The following is an 18,442-nucleotide window of genomic DNA, read 5'->3' as shown; positions in this document are numbered from 1 at the left end:
CTTAGCCACTCGCTAGTGATCAGCCCGGTCCGCCCAGATCGGTGTCGTAGGCGCTGTACACCAGGTCGACGGCGTGATGGTTGAGCTGGTCCACCTTGTGGACTATGGCGGCCATTGATTGTTGCAAGCCGGGGTCGGGTTGTTGCGTGTGGAGCCGCTGGATCTGCTGTTGCACCGAGGCCTGGAGTTGAACCTGCTCGGAGCGGATCTTGTTCACCTGGGGCACCAGGCGAGGGGCCAACTCGATGCAGTCGTCGTACAGTCCGAGGTCGCAATCCGAGCAGAATCCAGTCAATGCTCGGCTGAGTTGTCCGAGCTTGTCCTCGAGTCGGTGCACCCAGTCATCGGGATTCTCGGTGGGCATTCCCTCCGACAGCAGCTCTTGCAGGCCAGCTCCTGCCTTGCTCAACTCTTTACGCCAGTCTGTCTGTTCCCCCATGGCGATCTCCTCGTCATAATGTGGGAACGACCACACTGTCGCTCTTGCCTTCGGCCTCAGCTTAGACCCGCCCCATCGAGGCGCGCCAGAGGCCTTTGGCGAATATTGAGTAAACGGCCAGAAACGCCTAGCGGGCCGAGGGGCGCAGGATGTCGCCAGGGTGGGCGTCTACGCCACCCTGATCCATTTCACCGTCGCGGCGAATGGGGGTGCCGTTCACCAGGACATGGGTTATGCCCACGGAGGCGTCGGCGGTGAGCCGCTCGGCGTTGGCCGGGAAGTCTCGGATCCGGCGCAGCGGTCCCGGCGCCACGGTGTCGGGGTCGAACACCACCACGTCGGCATAGGCCCCCTCCCGGAGGTATCCCCGGTCGACCAGGTTGAATAGATCGGCCTGTACGGCGGAGAGCTTGCGCACCGCCTTTTCCATGGGCATGAGCTCGCGATCTCGGACCCAGTTGCCCAAGAAATCGGTGGCCTGGGGCGCGTCGCAAAGCTGCCCCACGTGGGCGCCAGCGTCGGACAGTCCCAGCGTGCAGCCATCTTGCTGCAACAGCATGGCCACTCCCTCGGAGTCGTCGTTGGCGATGATGCAGCTGATCCGAGTGTTTAGGTCGTCGGCCACCGCGGTGTCGAGCAGCACGTCGAGGGGTCGCACCCCCTGCTCGTCAGCCACATCGGTCAGCCGCCGCCCGATCAGCTCCGGCCGAGCAGACGACTCGGCGATCTGGAACGTCTCCCACCGGGGCCGCATGGCCTTTTGGTGCTCGAATGCCACCGCCGTGCGGTTGCGCCAGTCTTCGTCGTCGTAGGCCTTAAGCCTGGCGTCGGAGTCCTCGCTCATCAGTGCGGCGAACTCGGGGTTCACATTGAGAGTGAACGGATCGGTCATTACCATTTGGAAGGTGAGCGGGCGGGGGGTGACCTGGGGCCACACCTGGATGCCCTCTTCCCATGCCTCTCGGTTGCGGGCCGCGCTCTTCACATGGTTGCCGTTGGGGAAGGTCAACAGTGCGCCGTAGGTGAACGGCACGCCCACCTGAGGCTGCAAGGTGTAGAGGTCGTCGATGCCCACCTGCTCGCCCGGAGCTACCGACACCACGCCTCGGCGCTTTTGTCCAAGCACCCCGATGAGCGACTCAAACTCATCCCGAGTGGCGAATCGGCTGGGAATGGGCAGGCCATCGGCTCCCCTGTGGGTCATGGCAAAGCTGGTGGCCAGCCCGGCCGCGCCGGCGTCAATGGCCTCGGCCACCACTTCCACCATGCGGGCCACCTCTTCGTCGGTGGCGGCCCGCTCGTATGCCTCATCGCCGATCACAAACAGCCGCAGGGCAGTGTGGCCGATGTAGGCCCCGAAATTGAGGGCGATGCCCCGGCGGGAGATGGAGTCGAGATACTGGGGGAACGTTTCGAAGTCCCAAGGGATGCCCTCGGCCAGACTGTCCACATTCATGTCCTCGACGTTCTCCAGCGTGCGAGCGATGAGGTCTTGGTGGCTGGGCCGAGTGGGCGCGATGGAAAAGCCGCAGTTGCCGGCGATGACCGAGGTCACCCCGTGGTAGCACGAGGGTGTCAGCGCCGGGTCCCAGAACACCTGGGCGTCATAGTGGGTGTGTATGTCGATGAACCCAGGGGCCACCACCTGGCCGCTGGCGTCCAACTCCACCTTGCCCGTCAGCCCCGAACCGATCTCGCTAACACGGTCCCCGGTAATGGCGACATCAGCCTCCCGTCCTGGCTCACCCGAGCCGTCCACCACGATTCCCCCACGGATGACAACGTCTGCACTCATGGGCCTAATTCTCCCACGCCAATCTCAAACTTGCCTGTTCGTGCTCCGGAATGCACCACTGAGCCCACATCTATGACCTGAGGGCCACCGCGCACCACCCGCAGCAAGGCAGTCTGGCCGGAGTGCAGGCGACGGCTGCGCTCGCCGTCGAAGGCCAGCAGGCACGGACCGGCCACCTCAACTGGGACATCGAGCTCCAGATATTCGCTTCGGGCCAATCCGACGGTGGCAAACCACCCCGGTGCCAGGGCTGCCCTCACCAACCGGGGCGGGTTCCGGCTCGGGGGTGTGAACTCCAATGCCACCCCACGCTCCTCGCCAGGGGCACAGGGCAGCACCGTCCCGGCCAGACCGCTGAACCCAATGGCAGACGGTTCGGCCCGGGTGAGCACGCCAATCATCATCGTCTCGGGGTCGAACAACTCCAGGGAGCCAACATAAGGATCGTCCACCGCAATTGCGTCGATCAGTGCAATGTCGGCGTCGCCTTCACCGTCAACGCCGCGTACTTCAACGGCTACAACTTTGGCCTGTTGTGAGTGAGAGAAGAGATCTACCGCGCCAGTGGCGATCAATCCGGCGGCGACACCGGCGACGGTGGGCTCTACGTGGAAGGGAAAGGCGTTGTTGGTGCCGGTGGACAGGGGAATCAGTGGTACATCGGGCCACCCCAACGCCAGGGCCCGATTAGTGCCATCTCCGCCCAGGCTGACCACAACACCGCATCCCGCGTCTCGCATCGCCCAGGCTGCGTCCACCGAATCGCGCTCGGTGTGATGCAGCGGCAGATCCAGCATGTCCACCTTTATCGACAGCTGGAGGTTCTCAGTAGCCCGCCGAGTGATGGAAAACGGGTCGCGGGTCAAAACCAAATGCTCGGCCCCCGCTTCGGCTGCTCCGTGGATGAGACGGCGCAGGATGCTGATCTTGTCCTCAATAGTAGATGAGCCCGCGCTGGTGAGCAGGCGGCGCACATCACTGCCCGAGCGTGGGTTTACCAGAATGCCGACCGCTGACACTTCTCCATGTTGCCAGCATCGGTTCACCGCGTGGTTAGTCGCAGTTACAAGCCCTCACCTGCGACCCACGAAGGAGTGCCTTTTAGGTTTTTGGGGTTGGTTTGCGTAATGTTGACTGGCACTGGCAGTTGAGGAGGTGTCGCCATGCGCCAGACACGGATGTTATGGGTAGTACTGCTGCTGGCTGTGGTGGGGGCAGCCTGCGGCGGTGGAGGGGGGACTTCCACCGAGGACCGCCCTTTGGGATTGGACTCCGACGAGGTAGCCGTCCCCACCATCGAGGCCCTGACCCCCAGGCCGCCCCCGACCCCCACACCTACCTCCACACCGGAGGCGTTCATCTACGTAGTCAAGGGGGGCGACACCCTGGGCAGCATCGCCTCCGAGTTCGGCACCAGCCTCAATGCGATCATCGCCGTCAACGATCTGGAGAATCCCAACATCTTGAGCATCGGCCAGCAGATTGAGATCCCTCAGGACGTACCGGTCGTGCTCAACAGCGACGGCACCGTGCGGCCTGGTGATCGCACCCACATCGTGGCGGCGGGCGAAACCCTTCTGGGGATTGCCAATCAGTACGGCCAGACCCTGGAGGACGTGAAAGCGGCCAACGACATCATCGTTGCCGATTTGCTCCAGATCGGCCAAGAGCTGATCATCCCCGCAGACGAGGAAGAACCCGCCCCCTAATCCTGGTTCGGGCAACACAGCCCGACGGGCCAGAGTCACATCTCGGATATCCACAATTCCGGCTGACCGCGCTCCTAGTGTGGGCAACATGGCCGTTCTGGCACGTACCCGGCTACTCGCGCCAAAGGCGCGTCGGAAGGCCACCATGTGGTGTCCTCGCTGCGACGTCACTTGGTGGGGGACGGCTCGAGACACCTGCTGGGCGTGCCGTCAGCACACGGCCACAACACCGGCTCCGACCGCCCATGTACGCGTACTGGCTACCAGCGCGGTCGGCGAGCAGTGAGCGCCGGGCTTGCGATTCCGGCACTGATCATCCTGGGTTGCGGTCTGCTTGCGGCCGTGGTCGCCTTCGCCACCCGCAAGAAGCGAGCAGTGTGGGACATCTTCCCTGGCCCGATTCCCGAGGAGAATGAGGAGGACAACAGCAACGGGCCTAATCGGCTAGACAGCGAGGCGAAGCCCCCGATCGCCAAGGATGATCTCAATGACAGCGACCGTGCGGACGACAGCAAGCCGAGGCTTGAGCTGGTCAAAGATCCCGCGGACAACCCCCCCCCTGTGGCGGACATCTCTGGGCCCTCCCACGAAAGCCTGGCTATATGGCATCGGCTATATGAGCTGACGGTGTCGGCCTGGATCGAAAACCACCAGAGGGCGCTCGGCGCCATCAACGCCTCGGGCCTCCAGATCGACTTGGGCAGCCGTGACGAGCTAATGGCCGGGCACGAAGAATTAGCGCCCAAGATGCGAGAGGCCATCGCCAGCCACCCCTCGCCAGTGATGCGGGCTGAGCTGAGCGCCATGCACGTGGCCGGAGAGGCGACCGTCTTTGCGGTCTTCAAGAGCGACTACGAGACCGCCCGCCGCCAGCACCTCGTTTACGTGCAGTACCGGGACGAGTGGATTGAACGGCTACGGCAGTTCTCTGAGGATCCAATGGGCAATCTGCGCTCGGTCTTGACCACCACCGAATTCGAGTTGGAGGAGATCCGGGCCACATTGGAAACCGCTCTGACAGAAACCGAGGATCCTTCCGAAGACGAGGCCGACTTCGAGGCCCCGCTGGTGGTCAAAGAAGACTCGGCATCGGTTTTCGACCTCGAAGACCAGCCCAAAGAAGCCCTTCAAGTCGCCGTCGGCACCCCCGAAGACACCACTGTTGACCTAGACGGCGGCCGCATCCGCCGCCTCTTTCGCCGCAAGAGCTCCCCTGAAAACGAAGCGTAGAGACAGGCAGCCAAACGGGGGAGGCAATAATCCAGACCAATTAAGTCAGGTATTGCTCCAGCCAGGTAGGCTGAGAAAAATTCTCCGGCCAATCGCAGAACAAAAAGGAGCCGAAAATGGCTATTCGACTGGGCGACGTCGCCCCCGATTTCACCGCCGAGACCACTGAGGGAAACATCTCCTTCCACGACTGGAAGGGCGACTCCTGGGCGGTTCTGTTCTCCCACCCCAAGGACTTCACCCCGGTGTGCACCACCGAGTTGGGCTACACGGCCCGGCTGGCCGAGCAGTTCGCGGCCCGCAACGTGAAGGTCATCGGCCTATCGTGCGACTCAGTGGAAGATCACGTTGCCTGGTCGCAGGATATCGAGGACACCCAGGGCATCCGCCCGAACTTTCCGATGATCGGCGACCCCGACCGCACCGTGGCCGACCTCTACGACATGATCCACCCCAATGCCAGCGACACCATGACGGTGCGCTCGGTCTTCGTGATCGCCCCCGACAACACGGTCAAACTCACCATCACCTACCCGGCCAGCACTGGTCGGAACTTCGACGAGGTTCTGCGGGTGATCGACTCGCTCCAGCTAACCGCGGCCAAGAAGGTAGCCACCCCGGTGAACTGGCGGAACGGCGATGACGTCATCATCGTGCCCGCCCTTTCTGACGAAGAGGCCGCCGAGCTCTTCCCCAATGGTTGGGACGAGCAAAAGCCCTACCTTCGTGTAGTCTCCCAGCCATAATCTCCGCTGTTTCCGCCAAGGTAGAACAGGCTTACGCCAAAGGGGTGCAATTTCCATGAGCGACGCGTCCACGCTGACCACCGACATCATGGCCGCCGCCCGAGCAGTGGGGGCGGTGAAGATCTACGGGGAGGGGGAGACCGAAGTCAGAGCCCTCGACGGCGTGGACATCACCTTCGAACAAGGCAAGTTCACTGCCATCATGGGTCCGTCGGGTTCGGGCAAGTCCACGCTCATGCACTGCATGGCCGCCCTTGACAACCTCACCGAGGGCCAAGCCTTCATCGGCGGCACCGACCTGAGCACCCTCTCCGACAAAGAGCTCACTATGTTGCGCCGCGATCGGGTGGGGTTCATCTTCCAGGCGTTCAACCTGGTGCCCACGCTGAACGCCATCGAGAACATCACCCTGCCGATGGACCTGGCCAAACGCCAACCCGACCAGGAGTGGGTGGACAGCGTGATATCCACCGTGGGGCTGAGCGACCGACTGACGCATCGGCCCAATGAGCTGTCGGGGGGCCAGCAGCAGCGGGTGGCGGTTTCGAGAGCCCTGGCCAGCCAGCCGGAGATCATCTTTGCCGACGAGCCCACCGGAAACCTCGACTCCCGGTCTGGCAACGACGTTCTCAAGTTCATGCGTGATGCAGTTGACGACTTGGGCCAGACCATCGTGATGGTCACCCACGACGCCAAAGCGGCATCCTTTGCCGACCGGACGGTGTTCTTGGCCGACGGCCTTCTCCAGGGCGAGATGCACAACCCCACCGCCGATCAGATCCTCGACTACATGAAGATCCTGCAAGTGGGCCAGTTCGTCAAGGGCATACCAGAGGGGGCCACCGTGGAGGAAGTGCTCCAATACATGAAAGACTTGGACGACTGAACTTGGACGCAGCCAGGCCACCCTCGCTTCGGCACTCATGATCCGGTAGTCGGCCGTTGACACTCCTGCGTTACAGCCTCCGAAGCATCGCTGGCGTCAAGATCCGGTTCGCCCTCACCACGCTGGCGGTGGTCGTCGGCGTTGCCCTCACCGTCGGTGTGCTGATCTCCACCGACGGGCTTCGCGCCTCACTCAACGACCTGTCGGGCAAGATCTACGAGAAGTACGACTTCACCGTTCGGTCGGCATCTGAAGTGGGTGATCGCAACGAGGGCGTACCCCTGCTCCCCGTCTCGCTGAGCGGTGAGCTCGCCGCGATCGACGGGGTGCAAGCGGTCACGGGGTTGGCCCAAGAATTCAACGTCGTTGCCATCGACGGCAACGGCAACGCTGTGGACCCCGGCCGCGGCCGCCAGATCGGGTTCGGCTGGCCGGAAGTAGAGTCGCTGAGCACAATCCACGTCTACGACGACGGCATAAGCCGCCGGCCGGTGGGACCCGACCAATTCGCAATCGACCATTTCACCGGTCGGGACAACGACTTCACCATCGGCCAGCGCTACCAGGTGGCCACTCCCAGTGGCACCGAAGAGTTCGAGCTGGTCGGCTACTTGTACTTCATCGATCCCGAAACACGGGTCGCCCTTCAGACCGTCGCCTGGGACATGCCCAGGGCCCGGGAGCTCATGCATGGCGGCGGCGGCTACGACCTCATCCATGGACAACTTGCACCTGGGGCGTCATACGAAGAGGTGGCCGCGGCCATTGCAGCCCATGTGGGACCCGACATCGAAGTGGTCTCCCAGCAGGACAACATCGACGAGAGCAACCAGGAGTTCGCCCGCAACATCGACTTGACCAGGAACCTGTTACTGGCCTTCGCCGTCATCGTGTTGATCATCGCGTCGTTCATCACCTACAACACGTTCACCCTGGTCACGGGACAGCGCATCAGGGAGTTGGGGCTGCTGCGGGTTCTGGGTGCCGGACAGCGCCAAGTGGCCCAAGTCGTGGCGGTCGAAGCCTTCATCGTCGGCATTGTGGCCACCATCGCGGGCTTCGGCCTGGGCATTCTGGTAGCTCTTGGCATTCGGAGCGCGCTAGAGAGCTCTGGTGCCCGCCTTCCCGAGTCGGGTGTGATCATCGGCGGGTGGACCGTAGTTGCCGCCTTGGTCATCGGCATCGGCGTGACCATGGTCACCGCAATCTGGCCGGCCATGCGGGCCCGGCGGGTGACGCCCATGGTGGCGCTGGCCGACGACTCCGAGATCGATCCCTTCAACCGACGCCGCTCTCTGCTGACCGGGTCGGCCGCCGGCGGAGCGGGACTGCTGCTGATGCTCATCGGCCTGTTTTTGGGCCTCTCCACCTCCCATCTCGTCCTTCCCCTCGGCTTGGGGGCGCTGCTGATGCTGCTCGGCATCAACATCCTTGCGCCCGCTCTGGCCCGTTCGATGTCTCTGTTCTTGGGATGGCCCGCCGACCGGCTGTTCAACATCAATGGGCGACTGGCCCGGCTCAACGCGGCCCGCAATCCCCGCCGCACCGCCACCACCGCCTCAGCGCTCATGATCGGGCTGGCCATGGTGGCGCTGGTCACCGTGCTGGGGACATCTTTCAAGCAAACCCTGAACAGCCAGCTCGAAGACTCGGTGCAGGCCGATTGGCTGGTCTGCACCAGCGATTGCAGCAACGACCAGGGGTCGTTCAGTGCACAGATTGGCGCGTTCAGCCCTGAGGTCATCCAGATCGTCACTGAATTACCCGAATTGGAGTCGGTGATGGCCTTCCAATTCCGGCCCGACGGCGTGAGCACCACCGACGGCGAACAGCACCGGATCACCGCCACCGATCTCAACTCGTTCACCCCCCATATCGACCCGGGCATCGGTGACGGCGACCTAGAGGCAGCCGGCCCCGGTGATGTGCTCGTACACAAGGACTTGGCTGGCGATCTAGACGTCGGAGTCGGAGACAATCTGTCTCTAGAGTTCCCCGGAGACCAGGTGTCGAATTTCAGGGTCGTCGCGCTCCACACCGACGATTCTGTGGTCAGCACCTTGGTGATCGACTCCGCCGACTGGATCCGCTTCGAGCTCAGCAATCAAGTCAATCTGGTGACGGCAATCACCGCTTCGGGCTACACGTCGGAGCAGGCCCGAACCACTATGGAATCCCACATCACCGGCTTTCCCCAGATCAACGTGAAGGACCAGGCCGAATACCGGGAGACCAGGGCCGCTGAGGTCAACAACTTCCTAGTCATCATCAACGTGTTCTTGGTTATCGCGCTGCTAATCGCGGTGGTGGGCATCTCCAACACCATGGCCCTGTCTATATTCGAGCGAACCCGGGAAGTGGGTCTGCTGCGAGCCATAGGCATGGCCAAGCGGCAGATCTGGGGAGCAATCTTGTTGGAGAGCATCATCGTGGCCGTCTTCGGCGGGCTGCTCGGCATTGCCACCGGCGTGGTTGCCGGCTCTATCGCGGCGGGCGCCTTCCCCGGCGACTTCATCTCCACCCCGACCGTGCCATGGGGGACGCTGGTGATCTACGTAGTGGTGTCGGGTTTGGCTGGAATGCTGGCCGCCTTCTTCCCCGCCCGACGGGCCAACCGCCTCAATGTGCTTAAGGCCATCGCGCACCAGTAACACTCGCTCTAGACCCTAGAAAAGACCTGCATCATGTCTCTCATCCGCTACGCCCTGAAGAGCATCGCCGGTAATCGCGTCCGGTTCTTCATGACCACGCTTGCCGTGGTGGTAGGCGTTGGCTTCACCGTGGGCGTGCTGGTTACCACCTCGGGGCTCCGCTCCACCTTTAGCGACCTATCCGAGGACATCTACGAGGGAGTTGACCTGTCGGTGCGCCCCGAGCTGGCTTTCGGCGATCGGGGCGAGAGTGGGGCGATGGTCGACGCGAGGCTTCTCGATGAAGTGCGCTCGGTCGAGGGAGTGGCGGCTGCTGTTGGAACGGTTTTCGAATTCAACGTGATCCCCATCACCGCCGAGGGCGAGGCGGTAGAACTCTTCGGGGCACCCCAGATCGGTACCGGCTGGTCTTCAGACCAATCCCTAGGGGCCCTCGAAGTCTGGCCCGATGGCATTAGCCGACCGCCATCGGGGCCTGACGAGTTCGCCATGGACGCCGATACCGCCGAAGAGCACGGCTTCGAGATCGGCAAGCGCTACCGGGTCTCCACCCCGGCGGGCACCGAGTCTTTCGCCCTAGTCGGCCTCTTCCGCTACGGCTCCAGCGAAGACGCCACCGCCGGGGCGCAGATGATGGCCTGGGACGTCGAGACTGCTCGGCAGCTCCTCCACAACGGAGAGGGCTTCGACAGCATCGACATCCGGCTGGAACCCAATACCTCGCCAGAGGCAGCTTCGGCCGCAGTCGCCGCAGTGATCGACGACGGCCTGGAGGTCGTGGCCAACGAGCAGCTAGTGGAAGAACAAGCCGACGTATTCAACGAGTTCATCGGGTTCTTCGAATACTTCTTGCTGGGATTCGCAGTGGTGATTCTGGTGGTGTCGGCATTCATCATCTACAACACGTTCACCATCCTCGTGGGCCAGCGCATTCGGGAACTGGGGCTGCTCAGGGCAGTGGGGGCAAGCGGTCGCCAAGTCACCGCCATTGTGGTGGGAGAGGCAATGGCGGTCGGTGTGGTGGCCAGCGCCGCCGGACTCGGATTGGGTGTGCTCATCTCTCTTGGCATCCGCGCGTTGCTCGACAGCTTCGGCGCCGGCCTGGCCGATGCGCCCATCGTGGTCGGGGGCAACTCGATCTTGGCGGCGATCTTGGTGGGGGTGGGGGTAACTGGCGTGTCGGCCGTCTGGCCCGCTCTTCGAGCCCGCCGGGTGACCCCCATGGCTGCGCTCACCGGCAACATGCCACGTCGCACCGCCGAGGCGCGCCGCTCGACCGGGATCGAGAAACTGCTCACCGCGCTCAGCGTGATCCTCATTGCCTTCGGAATCGTCTCAGAGTCGGCATTTCTCATCATCGTCACTGCGCTGATCAGCGCGGTGCTGGCCTTTATCGGAGGACGCAACCTCCCCCAACCGGTGGGGCAAGCCCGAGTGCTGATTCTGGGGCTGGCCATGCTGGTTGTGGCCGTGGTGGGGGATTTTCCAACCAGGCCGCTCCTGGCTCTGCTGGGAATGAGCGCCTTGCTGGTGTTTGTGGGAATGAACCTGGTCAGCCCCACATTTGCTGTTCCAGTAGCCAGAGCCCTGGGATGGCTACCGGCCAAGTTCTCCGAGGTGAGCGGACGGCTGGCCCGTCAAAATGCCGAGCGGAGCCCCCGGCGCACTGCCAATACTGCCTCGGCTCTCATGATCAGCCTGGCCTTGGTGTCCATGGTGTCGGTGCTGGGCCAGTCGTTCAAACAGACCTTGGAAGACACTCTGGACCGCTCGGTCAAATCCGACTGGCTTATCTGCCCAGGCACCTGCGGTGACCCCACTGCTACCTTCAGCCCTCAGGCAGCCCAGAGCATCAGCGGGTACGACGAGGTGTCCTCGGTACTGTCTGCACGATTCCAGTTCGACGCTATCCGGTCCCCAATCGACGGCGATGTCGACGACGTCGGAGCCGTCGACCTAGACCTCGTTCCCTTGCACTTCGACCTCGATGTGGTGGAGGGCAGTTTTGCCGGCGCCGGACCCGGCGATGTAGCACTCCACACCTCCCAGGCCGAGGACTTGTTTGCAGAGGTTGGCGACTCGTTGGTGTTGGAGTTCTCCGACGGCCAGTCTGCGACCCTTGAGGTAGCTGCCATCTTCGCTGACGACGCCATATTCGGATCTTGGCTGATCGATACCGCCGACTGGGACCGCTACCTCTTCGCCCAAGAGGACTCCATCATCTCCGCCCTCACCGCCCCGGGCTACACCGCAGACCAGGCTCGGGAGGCGCTCGAACAGGTCACGTTGGCTTATCCGCAGCTCAATGTGCGGGACCAGGTCGAGTTTCAGGAAACCCAGGAAAGCCAGATCGACACCTTCTTAGCTGTGGTCAACGCATTCTTGGCCATCTCGCTTTTGGTCGCTCTCATGGGGGTGGCCAACACTTTGGCCCTTTCGGTGTTCGAGCGGACCAGGGAGCTGGGCCTCCTACGGGCAGTGGGAATGACCCGGCGACAGGCCCGGCGCATGATCCGCTGGGAAGGGGGCATAGTGGCCGTATTCGGGGGGCTCATGGGCATCACGATCGGAGTTCTGCTCGGCTGGGCCACAGTCGAGATCATTCCCGACAGCTTCGTCTCGTCATTCTCCATCCCGTGGGGAACGCTCTGGGTCTACTTGGTGATCGTGGCCGTTGCCGGCCTAGTGGCCGCTTCGATTCCAGCCCGTCGGGCCAGCCGTCTCAACGTCTTGGACGCCATCGCCTACGAATAGCCGGACTAGTGGTGTGTCGGTCGCAATCCACGGCGCTAGACCTGCGACACACCACTAGGCCAGCCGGCGCCCCGGTTACGCTGCGGGCATGCAAGACACCGGCGAGTGGCAGGCGCTGATCGCCCACCGAGAGGAACTCGATGGGGTTCACCTGCGAGGCCTGTTCGCCGCAGACCCCAGCCGGGGCGAGAGGCTGACCGCTGAGGCCGACGGGCTGCTGCTGGACTACTCCAAGAACCGCCTCACCGATGAGACGGTGGCGCTGTTGGCCGCTTTGGCCGATGCGGCCGGGCTGCGGGGTTGGATCGAAGCGATGCTCGATGGCGAGCCGGTGAACAGCACCGAGAACCGCCCCGCCTGGCACGCCGCCCTGCGACGGCCCGACCCGGTGCCCGAAGTCCGAGAGGAGCTCGACCACATGGCCGCCTTTGCCGCCCAAGCCCGCGGCGGACGGTGGCAGTCGGTGGTGAACATCGGCATCGGCGGATCGGATCTGGGTCCGGCCATGGCTGCGGCGGCCCTGGATTCTTATGCCCACACCGATCTTGACGTGCGCTTCTTGTCCAACGTGGACGGCGCCCACTTCCGTTCCGTCACCAAAGACCTGGACCCGGCCCGGACGCTGTTCATCGTGGTGTCCAAGACATTCACCACTGTCGAGACGCTGACCAATGCCCGTACTGCTCGGGCCTGGGTCGCCGACGCAGTGGGCCCCGAACGGGCCGGCAGTCACTTTGCCGCGGTCACGGCCAACCCCGAGAAGGCCCAGGACTTCGGCGTCGACGCCGACTCCATCTTCGCCATGTGGGACTGGGTGGGCGGCCGCTACTCGCTGGGCTCCGCGGTGGGGCTCAGCCTGATGATCGCCGTCGGACCCGACGCCTTTGCCGAAATGCTGGCCGGGATGCACCACGTCGATGAGCACTTCCGCACTGCCCCCTGGGCCGAGAACCTGCCCGCACTACTCGGGCTCATCGGCATCTGGAACCGCAACTTCTGGGGGTGGCCCACCTACGCGGTGCTCCCCTACGCCCAAGAACTGTCCCTGTTCCCCGCCTACGTCCAACAACTCGACATGGAGAGCAGCGGCAAGTCAGTGCGAGCCGACGGCACCCCGGCGGGCACCGCCACCGGACCGGTGGTATGGGGCCAGCCGGGTACCAACGGCCAGCATGCCTTCCACCAGCTGCTGCACCAGGGCGCCGACATCGTGCCGGTGGACTTCATCGGCTTCTGCCGCCTCAACCACAACCGTCTCGGCCACCACGACCTGCTCATGGCCAACCTGTTCGCCCAAGCCGAGGCGCTGGCCTTCGGTGCGCCCAGAACCGACGACCCCCACCGGAGTTTCGAAGGCAACCGGCCCAGCACCGTCATCCTCGTCGACCAGCTCACTCCCCGCTCACTGGGTCAACTGGTGGCCCTCTACGAGCATAAGGTGTTCACCCAGGCCGCCATCTGGGGCATCAACCCCTTCGACCAGTGGGGAGTCGAGCTAGGCAAAACCCTCGCCACCGCCATCGCCGCCGAACTCACCGGCACCGCCACCCCCGACCCATCCCGCGACTCCTCCACCCAATCCCTCATCAACCGCTATGTAGTGAATCGGTAGGTCCGGTCCAACAATTAACCGCTACGTCACGCTTGGGCGGGCTGTGGCAAGATAGGGACGACAACCACGCGGGAGCTCGAGGATCGTCGGGCTGAGAGGGTGTCCGCTGGCGCCGACCGCTGAACCTGATCCGGATAACGCCGGCGAAGGGAGATGATGATGAGCCAGAGCACCAACGGCGACGCGCATTCCCCAGTGGAATCCCCGCCAAGCAAAAAGCCCCCTCGGGAAAAGGTGTACGTCAACGGGGCCCGGCCCGATGTGCGAGTGCCGTTCAACCAGGTGAACCTCACCGAACCCGAGCCTCCGTTTCTGCTGTACGACACCAGCGGCCCCGGCTCCAACCCCAGCGTGGGACTGCCACCGCTGCGGCTGGCGTGGATCACCGAGCGGGATGACACCACCCAGATCACGGGCCGAATGGCCGATCCCCGCGACGATGGCCGCCGGGCTGTGCGCACCGGCCAAGCCTCCGACCCATTCCTAGGCGAGCCCCTTCCGGTACGTCGGGCCAAAGACCGGGCAGTGACCCAGATGGCCTATGCCCGCCGAGGCGAGATCACCCCGGAGATGGAGTTCATCGCCACCCGCGAGCGGCTCGACTCCGAATTGGTGCGCTCTGAGGTGGCCCGGGGCCGGGCCATCATCCCGGCCAACGTGAACCACCCCGAATCCGAGCCCATGATCATCGGCCGCAAGTTCTTGACCAAGGTCAACGCCAACATCGGCAACTCAGCGGTCACCTCGTCGATAGCCGAGGAAGTGGAGAAGATGACCTGGGCCACCAAATGGGGTGCCGACACGGTGATGGACCTGTCCACCGGTTCCGACATCCACACCACCCGGGAGTGGATCATCCGCAACTCGCCGGTGCCCATCGGCACCGTGCCCATTTACCAGGCCCTGGAGAAGACCAACGGGCAGCCGGAAGAACTCACCTGGGAGATGTACCGCGACACGGTGATCGAACAGGCCGAACAAGGGGTGGACTACATGACCGTCCACGCCGGGGTTCTTCTGCGCTACGTGCCGCTGACCGCCCATCGCACTACCGGGATCGTCAGCCGAGGTGGCTCGATTCTGGCCGCCTGGTGCCTGGCTCACCATCAGGAGAACTTCCTCTATACCCACTTCGAGGAGCTGTGCGAGATCTTCGCGGCCTACGACGTGGCCTTCTCGCTGGGCGACGGGCTGCGGCCGGGATCGATCGCCGATGCCAACGACACCGCCCAGATGGCCGAGTTGGAGACCCTGGGCGAGCTCACCGGAAGGGCCTGGGCCCACGATGTGCAGGTGATGATCGAGGGGCCGGGCCACGTGCCGCTGGACAAGATAAAAGAGAACGTGACCCTGGAGCGGGAGTGGTGCCGAGACGCACCCTTCTACACGCTAGGCCCGCTCACCACCGACATTGCGCCGGGCTACGACCACATCACCTCGGCCATCGGGGCAGCCAACATCGGCTGGTACGGCACCGCCATGCTCTGCTACGTGACCCCCAAGGAGCACCTGGGTTTGCCCAACCGGGCCGACGTGAAAGACGGGGTGATGGCCTACAAGATCGCCGCCCATGCCGCTGATGTGGCCAAAGGGCACCCGGGGGCTCAGGCATGGGACGACGCTTTGTCGAAGGCCCGGTTTGAATTCCGCTGGGCTGACCAGTTCAACCTGTCGCTCGACCCCGAAACGGCGTTGAAGTACCACGACGAGACCCTGCCTGCCGAACCGGCTAAAACGGCCCACTTCTGCTCGATGTGCGGCCCCAAGTTCTGCTCCATGAAGATCACCCAGGACGTGCGGGACTATGCCGCCCGCCAGGGAGTGGACGAATCGGTGGCCATCGAGTTGGGGCTGAAATCCAAGTCGGTCGAGTTCCGGGACAAGGGCGCCGAGATCTACTCGGCCGGGTCTTGAGATTGGTCGTGCCCCGGCTGCACGTCATCGCCGATCGCTCCTGGTTGGCCGATGCCGCATTGCGGGGCGGAGCGCCCGCGGTGCAGGCGCGGATCAAGGGGGTCGACGACAGCGCAATTCTGGCTGAGTGCGAGCACATGGTGGCTGCGGCCCAAGCCGCCAACGCCACGGTGATCGTGAACGACCGAGCCGACATCGCCTTGGCCGCCGGAGCCGACGGGGTCCACGGCGGCGCCGAAGACCTGCCAGTGGCGGTGCTGCGTCGCTTGGTCGGCCCCGACCTGCTGGTGGGGGGCACCGCCCGAGATCCCGACACCGCCCGTCGCCACCAAGCCGATGGCGCCTCCTACGTAGGAGTGGGCCCGGTGTACCCCTCCGCCTCCAAAGCCGGACTGCCCGATCCTCTCGGACCGGCCGGGGTGGAGAGAGTTGCCGCTGCAGTTGACATTCCGGTGATCGCCATCTCCGGCGTCACCTCGGCCCGAGTGCCGGAGCTTCTGGACGCCGGAGCGCATGGCGTGGCGGTGATCGGCGCTGTTGCCCACGCCGCCGACCCAGCCGCTGCCACCGCCGAGCTCGTGGAGGCCCTCGGTGCCTGACGTTCCCGAGTCGCCGGATGTCATCGTTGTGGGTGGCGGCATCATCGGGCTATCGGCCGCCTGGCAGCTTCATCGAGACGGCGCCGAAGTAGTGGTGCTCGACCCCGCACCCGGTACCGGGGCGAGCCACGCGGCGGCCGGGATGCTGGCCCCCATCCACGAGGCCTACTGGGGGGAGAGCTACATCCTGAGCCTGAACCTGGCCGCCAGCCATGCATGGCCGGCGTTCGCCGAGGCCTTGGGGGCCGATGCGGTGGACTACCGCCGAAATGGGATGCTGATGGCCGCCTACGACGCCGACGACAAGGCGCTGCTCGACAATCTGGGTGACCTGCACGAGCAGGAGGGCCTGCCGGTAGAGCGACTCCGCAGCCGGGAATGTCGTACCCGGGAGCCACTGCTCGCCCCCAGTGTGCGGGGCGGGGTGTACTCCCCGCTCGACCATCAGGTGAACCCCCGCCGAGTGGTCGCCGAGCTGCTTGACCGCGTGCCCGCCATCCCGGTTTCAGCCACCGAGGTGACCCGCAACCGGGTGATGGTCGACGACGGTCGAGAGCTGGCCTGTCAGCAGGTGGTGGTGGCTGCTGGAGCGTGGACCGGCCGGCTGCTGGGGCTGCCCATACGGCCCATCAAGGGCCAGATCCTCCGGTTGAGCGGCCCGGAGGGGATGCTACGGCTGCCGGTGCGGGGAGTGGTGAGAGGGTCGAGCGTGTATGCGGTGCCCCGCAGCGACGGCGAGATCGTGGTGGGGGCCACCCAAGAGGAGCAGGGCTTCGACACCCGGGTGACCGCGGGGGGCGTCTACGAGCTGCTTCGGGACGTGCTGGCCCTATTGCCGGGGCTGAGCGAGATCGACCTGGTGGAGACGTGGGCCGGCCTGCGCCCCGGCGCGCCCGACAATGCCCCCATTATCGGCCGAGGCGACGACGGTATCGTGTATGCCACTGGCCACTACCGCAATGGCATCCTGACTGCGCCGATCACCGCGGCCGCGGTGGCCGCCCTAGTGCAAGGCCAAGAGCCGCCGGTCAACCTGTCTCCGTTCAGCCCCAAACGGTTCGCCGCGGCATCTCACCAAAGCGACTCCATCGGCGGGGCATCCGGGCTGCTTAGCGAAGTGCCAGGATGATTGTCATCGTCAACGGCGAGGCCCGGGAAGTGGCCCCGGACTGCAAAGTGGGCAGCCTGGCTCCCGACCAGCGGGGAGTGGCTGTGGCGGTTAACCGGGAGATCGTGCCCCGTAGCCGGTGGGGAGAAGCCTCCTTGGCCGAAGGCGACCGAGTTGAAATCCTTGAGGCGGCCAAAGGGGGATAGGTGGGCGACGCGTGGACTGTTGCTGAGCGGAGCTTCACCAGCCGGCTGATCACCGGCACCGGAGGGGCGCCCAATCTGGCCGTGCTGGAGCGCGCCTTGGCCGCGTCGGAGTGCGAGTTGGTCACGGTGGCGCTGCGCCGGGTGTCGCCCGAAGCCACCGGGTCGGTTCTGGACACAATCGACCGCCTCGGCCTGGATGTGCTGCCCAACACTGCCGGATGCCACACCGCAGCCGACGCGGTGCTCACCGCCAAGCTGGCCCGAGAGGCATTCGAGACCGATTGGGTGAAGCTGGAGGTGATCGCCGATGACATCACCTTGCTGCCCGAAGGCATCGAGCTGGTGGAGGCGGCGGAAACGCTGGTGGACGACGGCTTTGCCGTTATGGCCTACACCAACGACGACCCGGTGCTGGCCCGCCGCCTAGAAGACTTGGGATGTGCATCGGTCATGCCGCTGGGAGCGCCTATTGGGTCGGGGTTGGGCATCCGCAACGCTCACAACATCGAAATGATTGTGGAGCAGTCGTCGGTGCCGGTGGTGCTGGACGCGGGCATCGGCACTGCCTCCGACGCCGCACTGGCCATGGAGTTGGGCTGCGATGCGGTGATGGTGGCCTCGGCCATCACCCGAGCCCGAGATCCCGAGCAGATGGCCACCGCCATACGGCTGGCTGTTGAGGGCGGGCGACATGCCCGGCTCGCCGGGCGGATTCCCAAGCGATTCGGTGCCGAAGCCTCGACCTCCGGCCAGGGCCGTGCCGAGTTCTGACCCGCATCGCCGCGGTCGGAGG

The 18,442-nt window shown here is 64.5% G+C and carries 15 protein-coding genes and 1 riboswitch; of the genes, 12 read left to right on the top strand and 3 right to left on the bottom strand.

The window, feature by feature from the left end:
• Positions 1 to 19: 19 nt before the first annotated feature.
• The 3 genes from ACOOGG_RS11855 to ACOOGG_RS11845 form a co-directional block, all read right to left on the bottom strand.
• Entirely contained in the window at positions 20 to 439 is a 420-nt protein-coding gene (locus ACOOGG_RS11855) for a hypothetical protein (RefSeq protein ID WP_420435306.1), read from the bottom strand.
• Positions 440 to 566: 127 nt separating this feature from the next.
• A complete protein-coding gene (locus ACOOGG_RS11850) occupies positions 567 to 2,234 on the bottom strand; it encodes an N-acyl-D-amino-acid deacylase family protein (RefSeq protein ID WP_420435305.1) in 1,668 nt (555 codons plus the stop codon).
• On the bottom strand, positions 2,231 to 3,253 hold the full coding sequence (locus ACOOGG_RS11845) for an NAD(+)/NADH kinase (protein WP_420435304.1): 1,023 nt from the start codon (positions 3,251 to 3,253) through the stop codon (positions 2,231 to 2,233). The genes ACOOGG_RS11850 and ACOOGG_RS11845 overlap by 4 nt, the downstream gene beginning before the upstream one ends.
• Before the next feature lie 144 nt (positions 3,254 to 3,397).
• On the opposite strand from ACOOGG_RS11845, the gene ACOOGG_RS11840 reads away from it, so the two are divergent.
• The 12 genes from ACOOGG_RS11840 (at position 3,398) to ACOOGG_RS11785 (ending at position 18,420) form a co-directional block, all read left to right on the top strand.
• On the top strand, positions 3,398 to 3,943 hold the full coding sequence (locus tag ACOOGG_RS11840; RefSeq protein WP_420435303.1) for a LysM peptidoglycan-binding domain-containing protein: 546 nt from the start codon (positions 3,398 to 3,400) through the stop codon (positions 3,941 to 3,943).
• A 282-nt stretch (positions 3,944 to 4,225) separates the two neighbouring features.
• Entirely contained in the window at positions 4,226 to 5,173 is a 948-nt protein-coding gene (locus ACOOGG_RS11835; protein ID WP_420435302.1) for a hypothetical protein, read from the top strand.
• Between the two features lie 116 nt (positions 5,174 to 5,289).
• Positions 5,290 to 5,919: a peroxiredoxin gene (locus ACOOGG_RS11830; protein WP_420435301.1), complete on the top strand. Its 630-nt coding sequence runs from the start codon at positions 5,290 to 5,292 to the stop codon at positions 5,917 to 5,919.
• A gap of 55 nt (positions 5,920 to 5,974) precedes the next feature.
• Entirely contained in the window at positions 5,975 to 6,805 is an 831-nt protein-coding gene (locus tag ACOOGG_RS11825; RefSeq protein ID WP_420435300.1) for an ABC transporter ATP-binding protein, read from the top strand.
• Between the two features lie 56 nt (positions 6,806 to 6,861).
• Complete coding sequence (locus tag ACOOGG_RS11820) at positions 6,862 to 9,456, top strand: ABC transporter permease (protein WP_420435299.1); 2,595 nt, start codon at positions 6,862 to 6,864, stop codon at positions 9,454 to 9,456.
• Positions 9,457 to 9,489: 33 nt separating this feature from the next.
• Positions 9,490 to 12,210 (top strand): ABC transporter permease, encoded by a 2,721-nt coding sequence (locus tag ACOOGG_RS11815; RefSeq protein WP_420435298.1) that lies wholly within the window; start codon positions 9,490 to 9,492, stop codon positions 12,208 to 12,210.
• Positions 12,211 to 12,298: 88 nt separating this feature from the next.
• Positions 12,299 to 13,822, top strand: a complete 1,524-nt coding sequence (pgi, locus tag ACOOGG_RS11810; RefSeq protein ID WP_420435297.1) for a glucose-6-phosphate isomerase — start codon at positions 12,299 to 12,301, stop codon at positions 13,820 to 13,822.
• Between the two features lie 58 nt (positions 13,823 to 13,880).
• Positions 13,881 to 13,991, top strand: a riboswitch (TPP riboswitch).
• On the top strand, positions 13,982 to 15,736 hold the full coding sequence (thiC, locus tag ACOOGG_RS11805) for a phosphomethylpyrimidine synthase ThiC (protein WP_420435296.1): 1,755 nt from the start codon (positions 13,982 to 13,984) through the stop codon (positions 15,734 to 15,736). (Overlaps the previous riboswitch by 10 nt.)
• Positions 15,737 to 15,738: 2 nt before the next feature.
• Entirely contained in the window at positions 15,739 to 16,335 is a 597-nt protein-coding gene (thiE, locus tag ACOOGG_RS11800) for a thiamine phosphate synthase (protein WP_420437597.1), read from the top strand.
• Positions 16,328 to 17,464, top strand: coding sequence for a glycine oxidase ThiO (thiO, locus tag ACOOGG_RS11795; RefSeq protein ID WP_420435295.1), 1,137 nt, complete (start codon positions 16,328 to 16,330; stop codon positions 17,462 to 17,464). Before thiE ends, thiO begins: the two co-directional genes overlap by 8 nt.
• Positions 17,461 to 17,649 (top strand): sulfur carrier protein ThiS, encoded by a 189-nt coding sequence (thiS, locus tag ACOOGG_RS11790; RefSeq protein ID WP_420435294.1) that lies wholly within the window; start codon positions 17,461 to 17,463, stop codon positions 17,647 to 17,649. The genes thiO and thiS overlap by 4 nt, the downstream gene beginning before the upstream one ends.
• Positions 17,650 to 18,420 carry a thiazole synthase gene (locus tag ACOOGG_RS11785; protein ID WP_420435293.1) on the top strand — a complete coding sequence of 257 codons (771 nt, stop codon included), beginning with the start codon at positions 17,650 to 17,652 and terminating at the stop codon, positions 18,418 to 18,420.
• The last annotated feature ends 22 nt before the right edge of the window (positions 18,421 to 18,442 follow it).

The sequence above is a fragment of the Candidatus Poriferisocius sp. genome, assembly GCF_965214065.1.
Classification (GTDB): Bacteria; Actinomycetota; Acidimicrobiia; order Acidimicrobiales; family Bin134; genus Poriferisocius.
The sequence above is the reverse complement of the archived record's forward strand: the minus strand, read 5'-3'. Positions and strand labels throughout refer to the sequence as shown.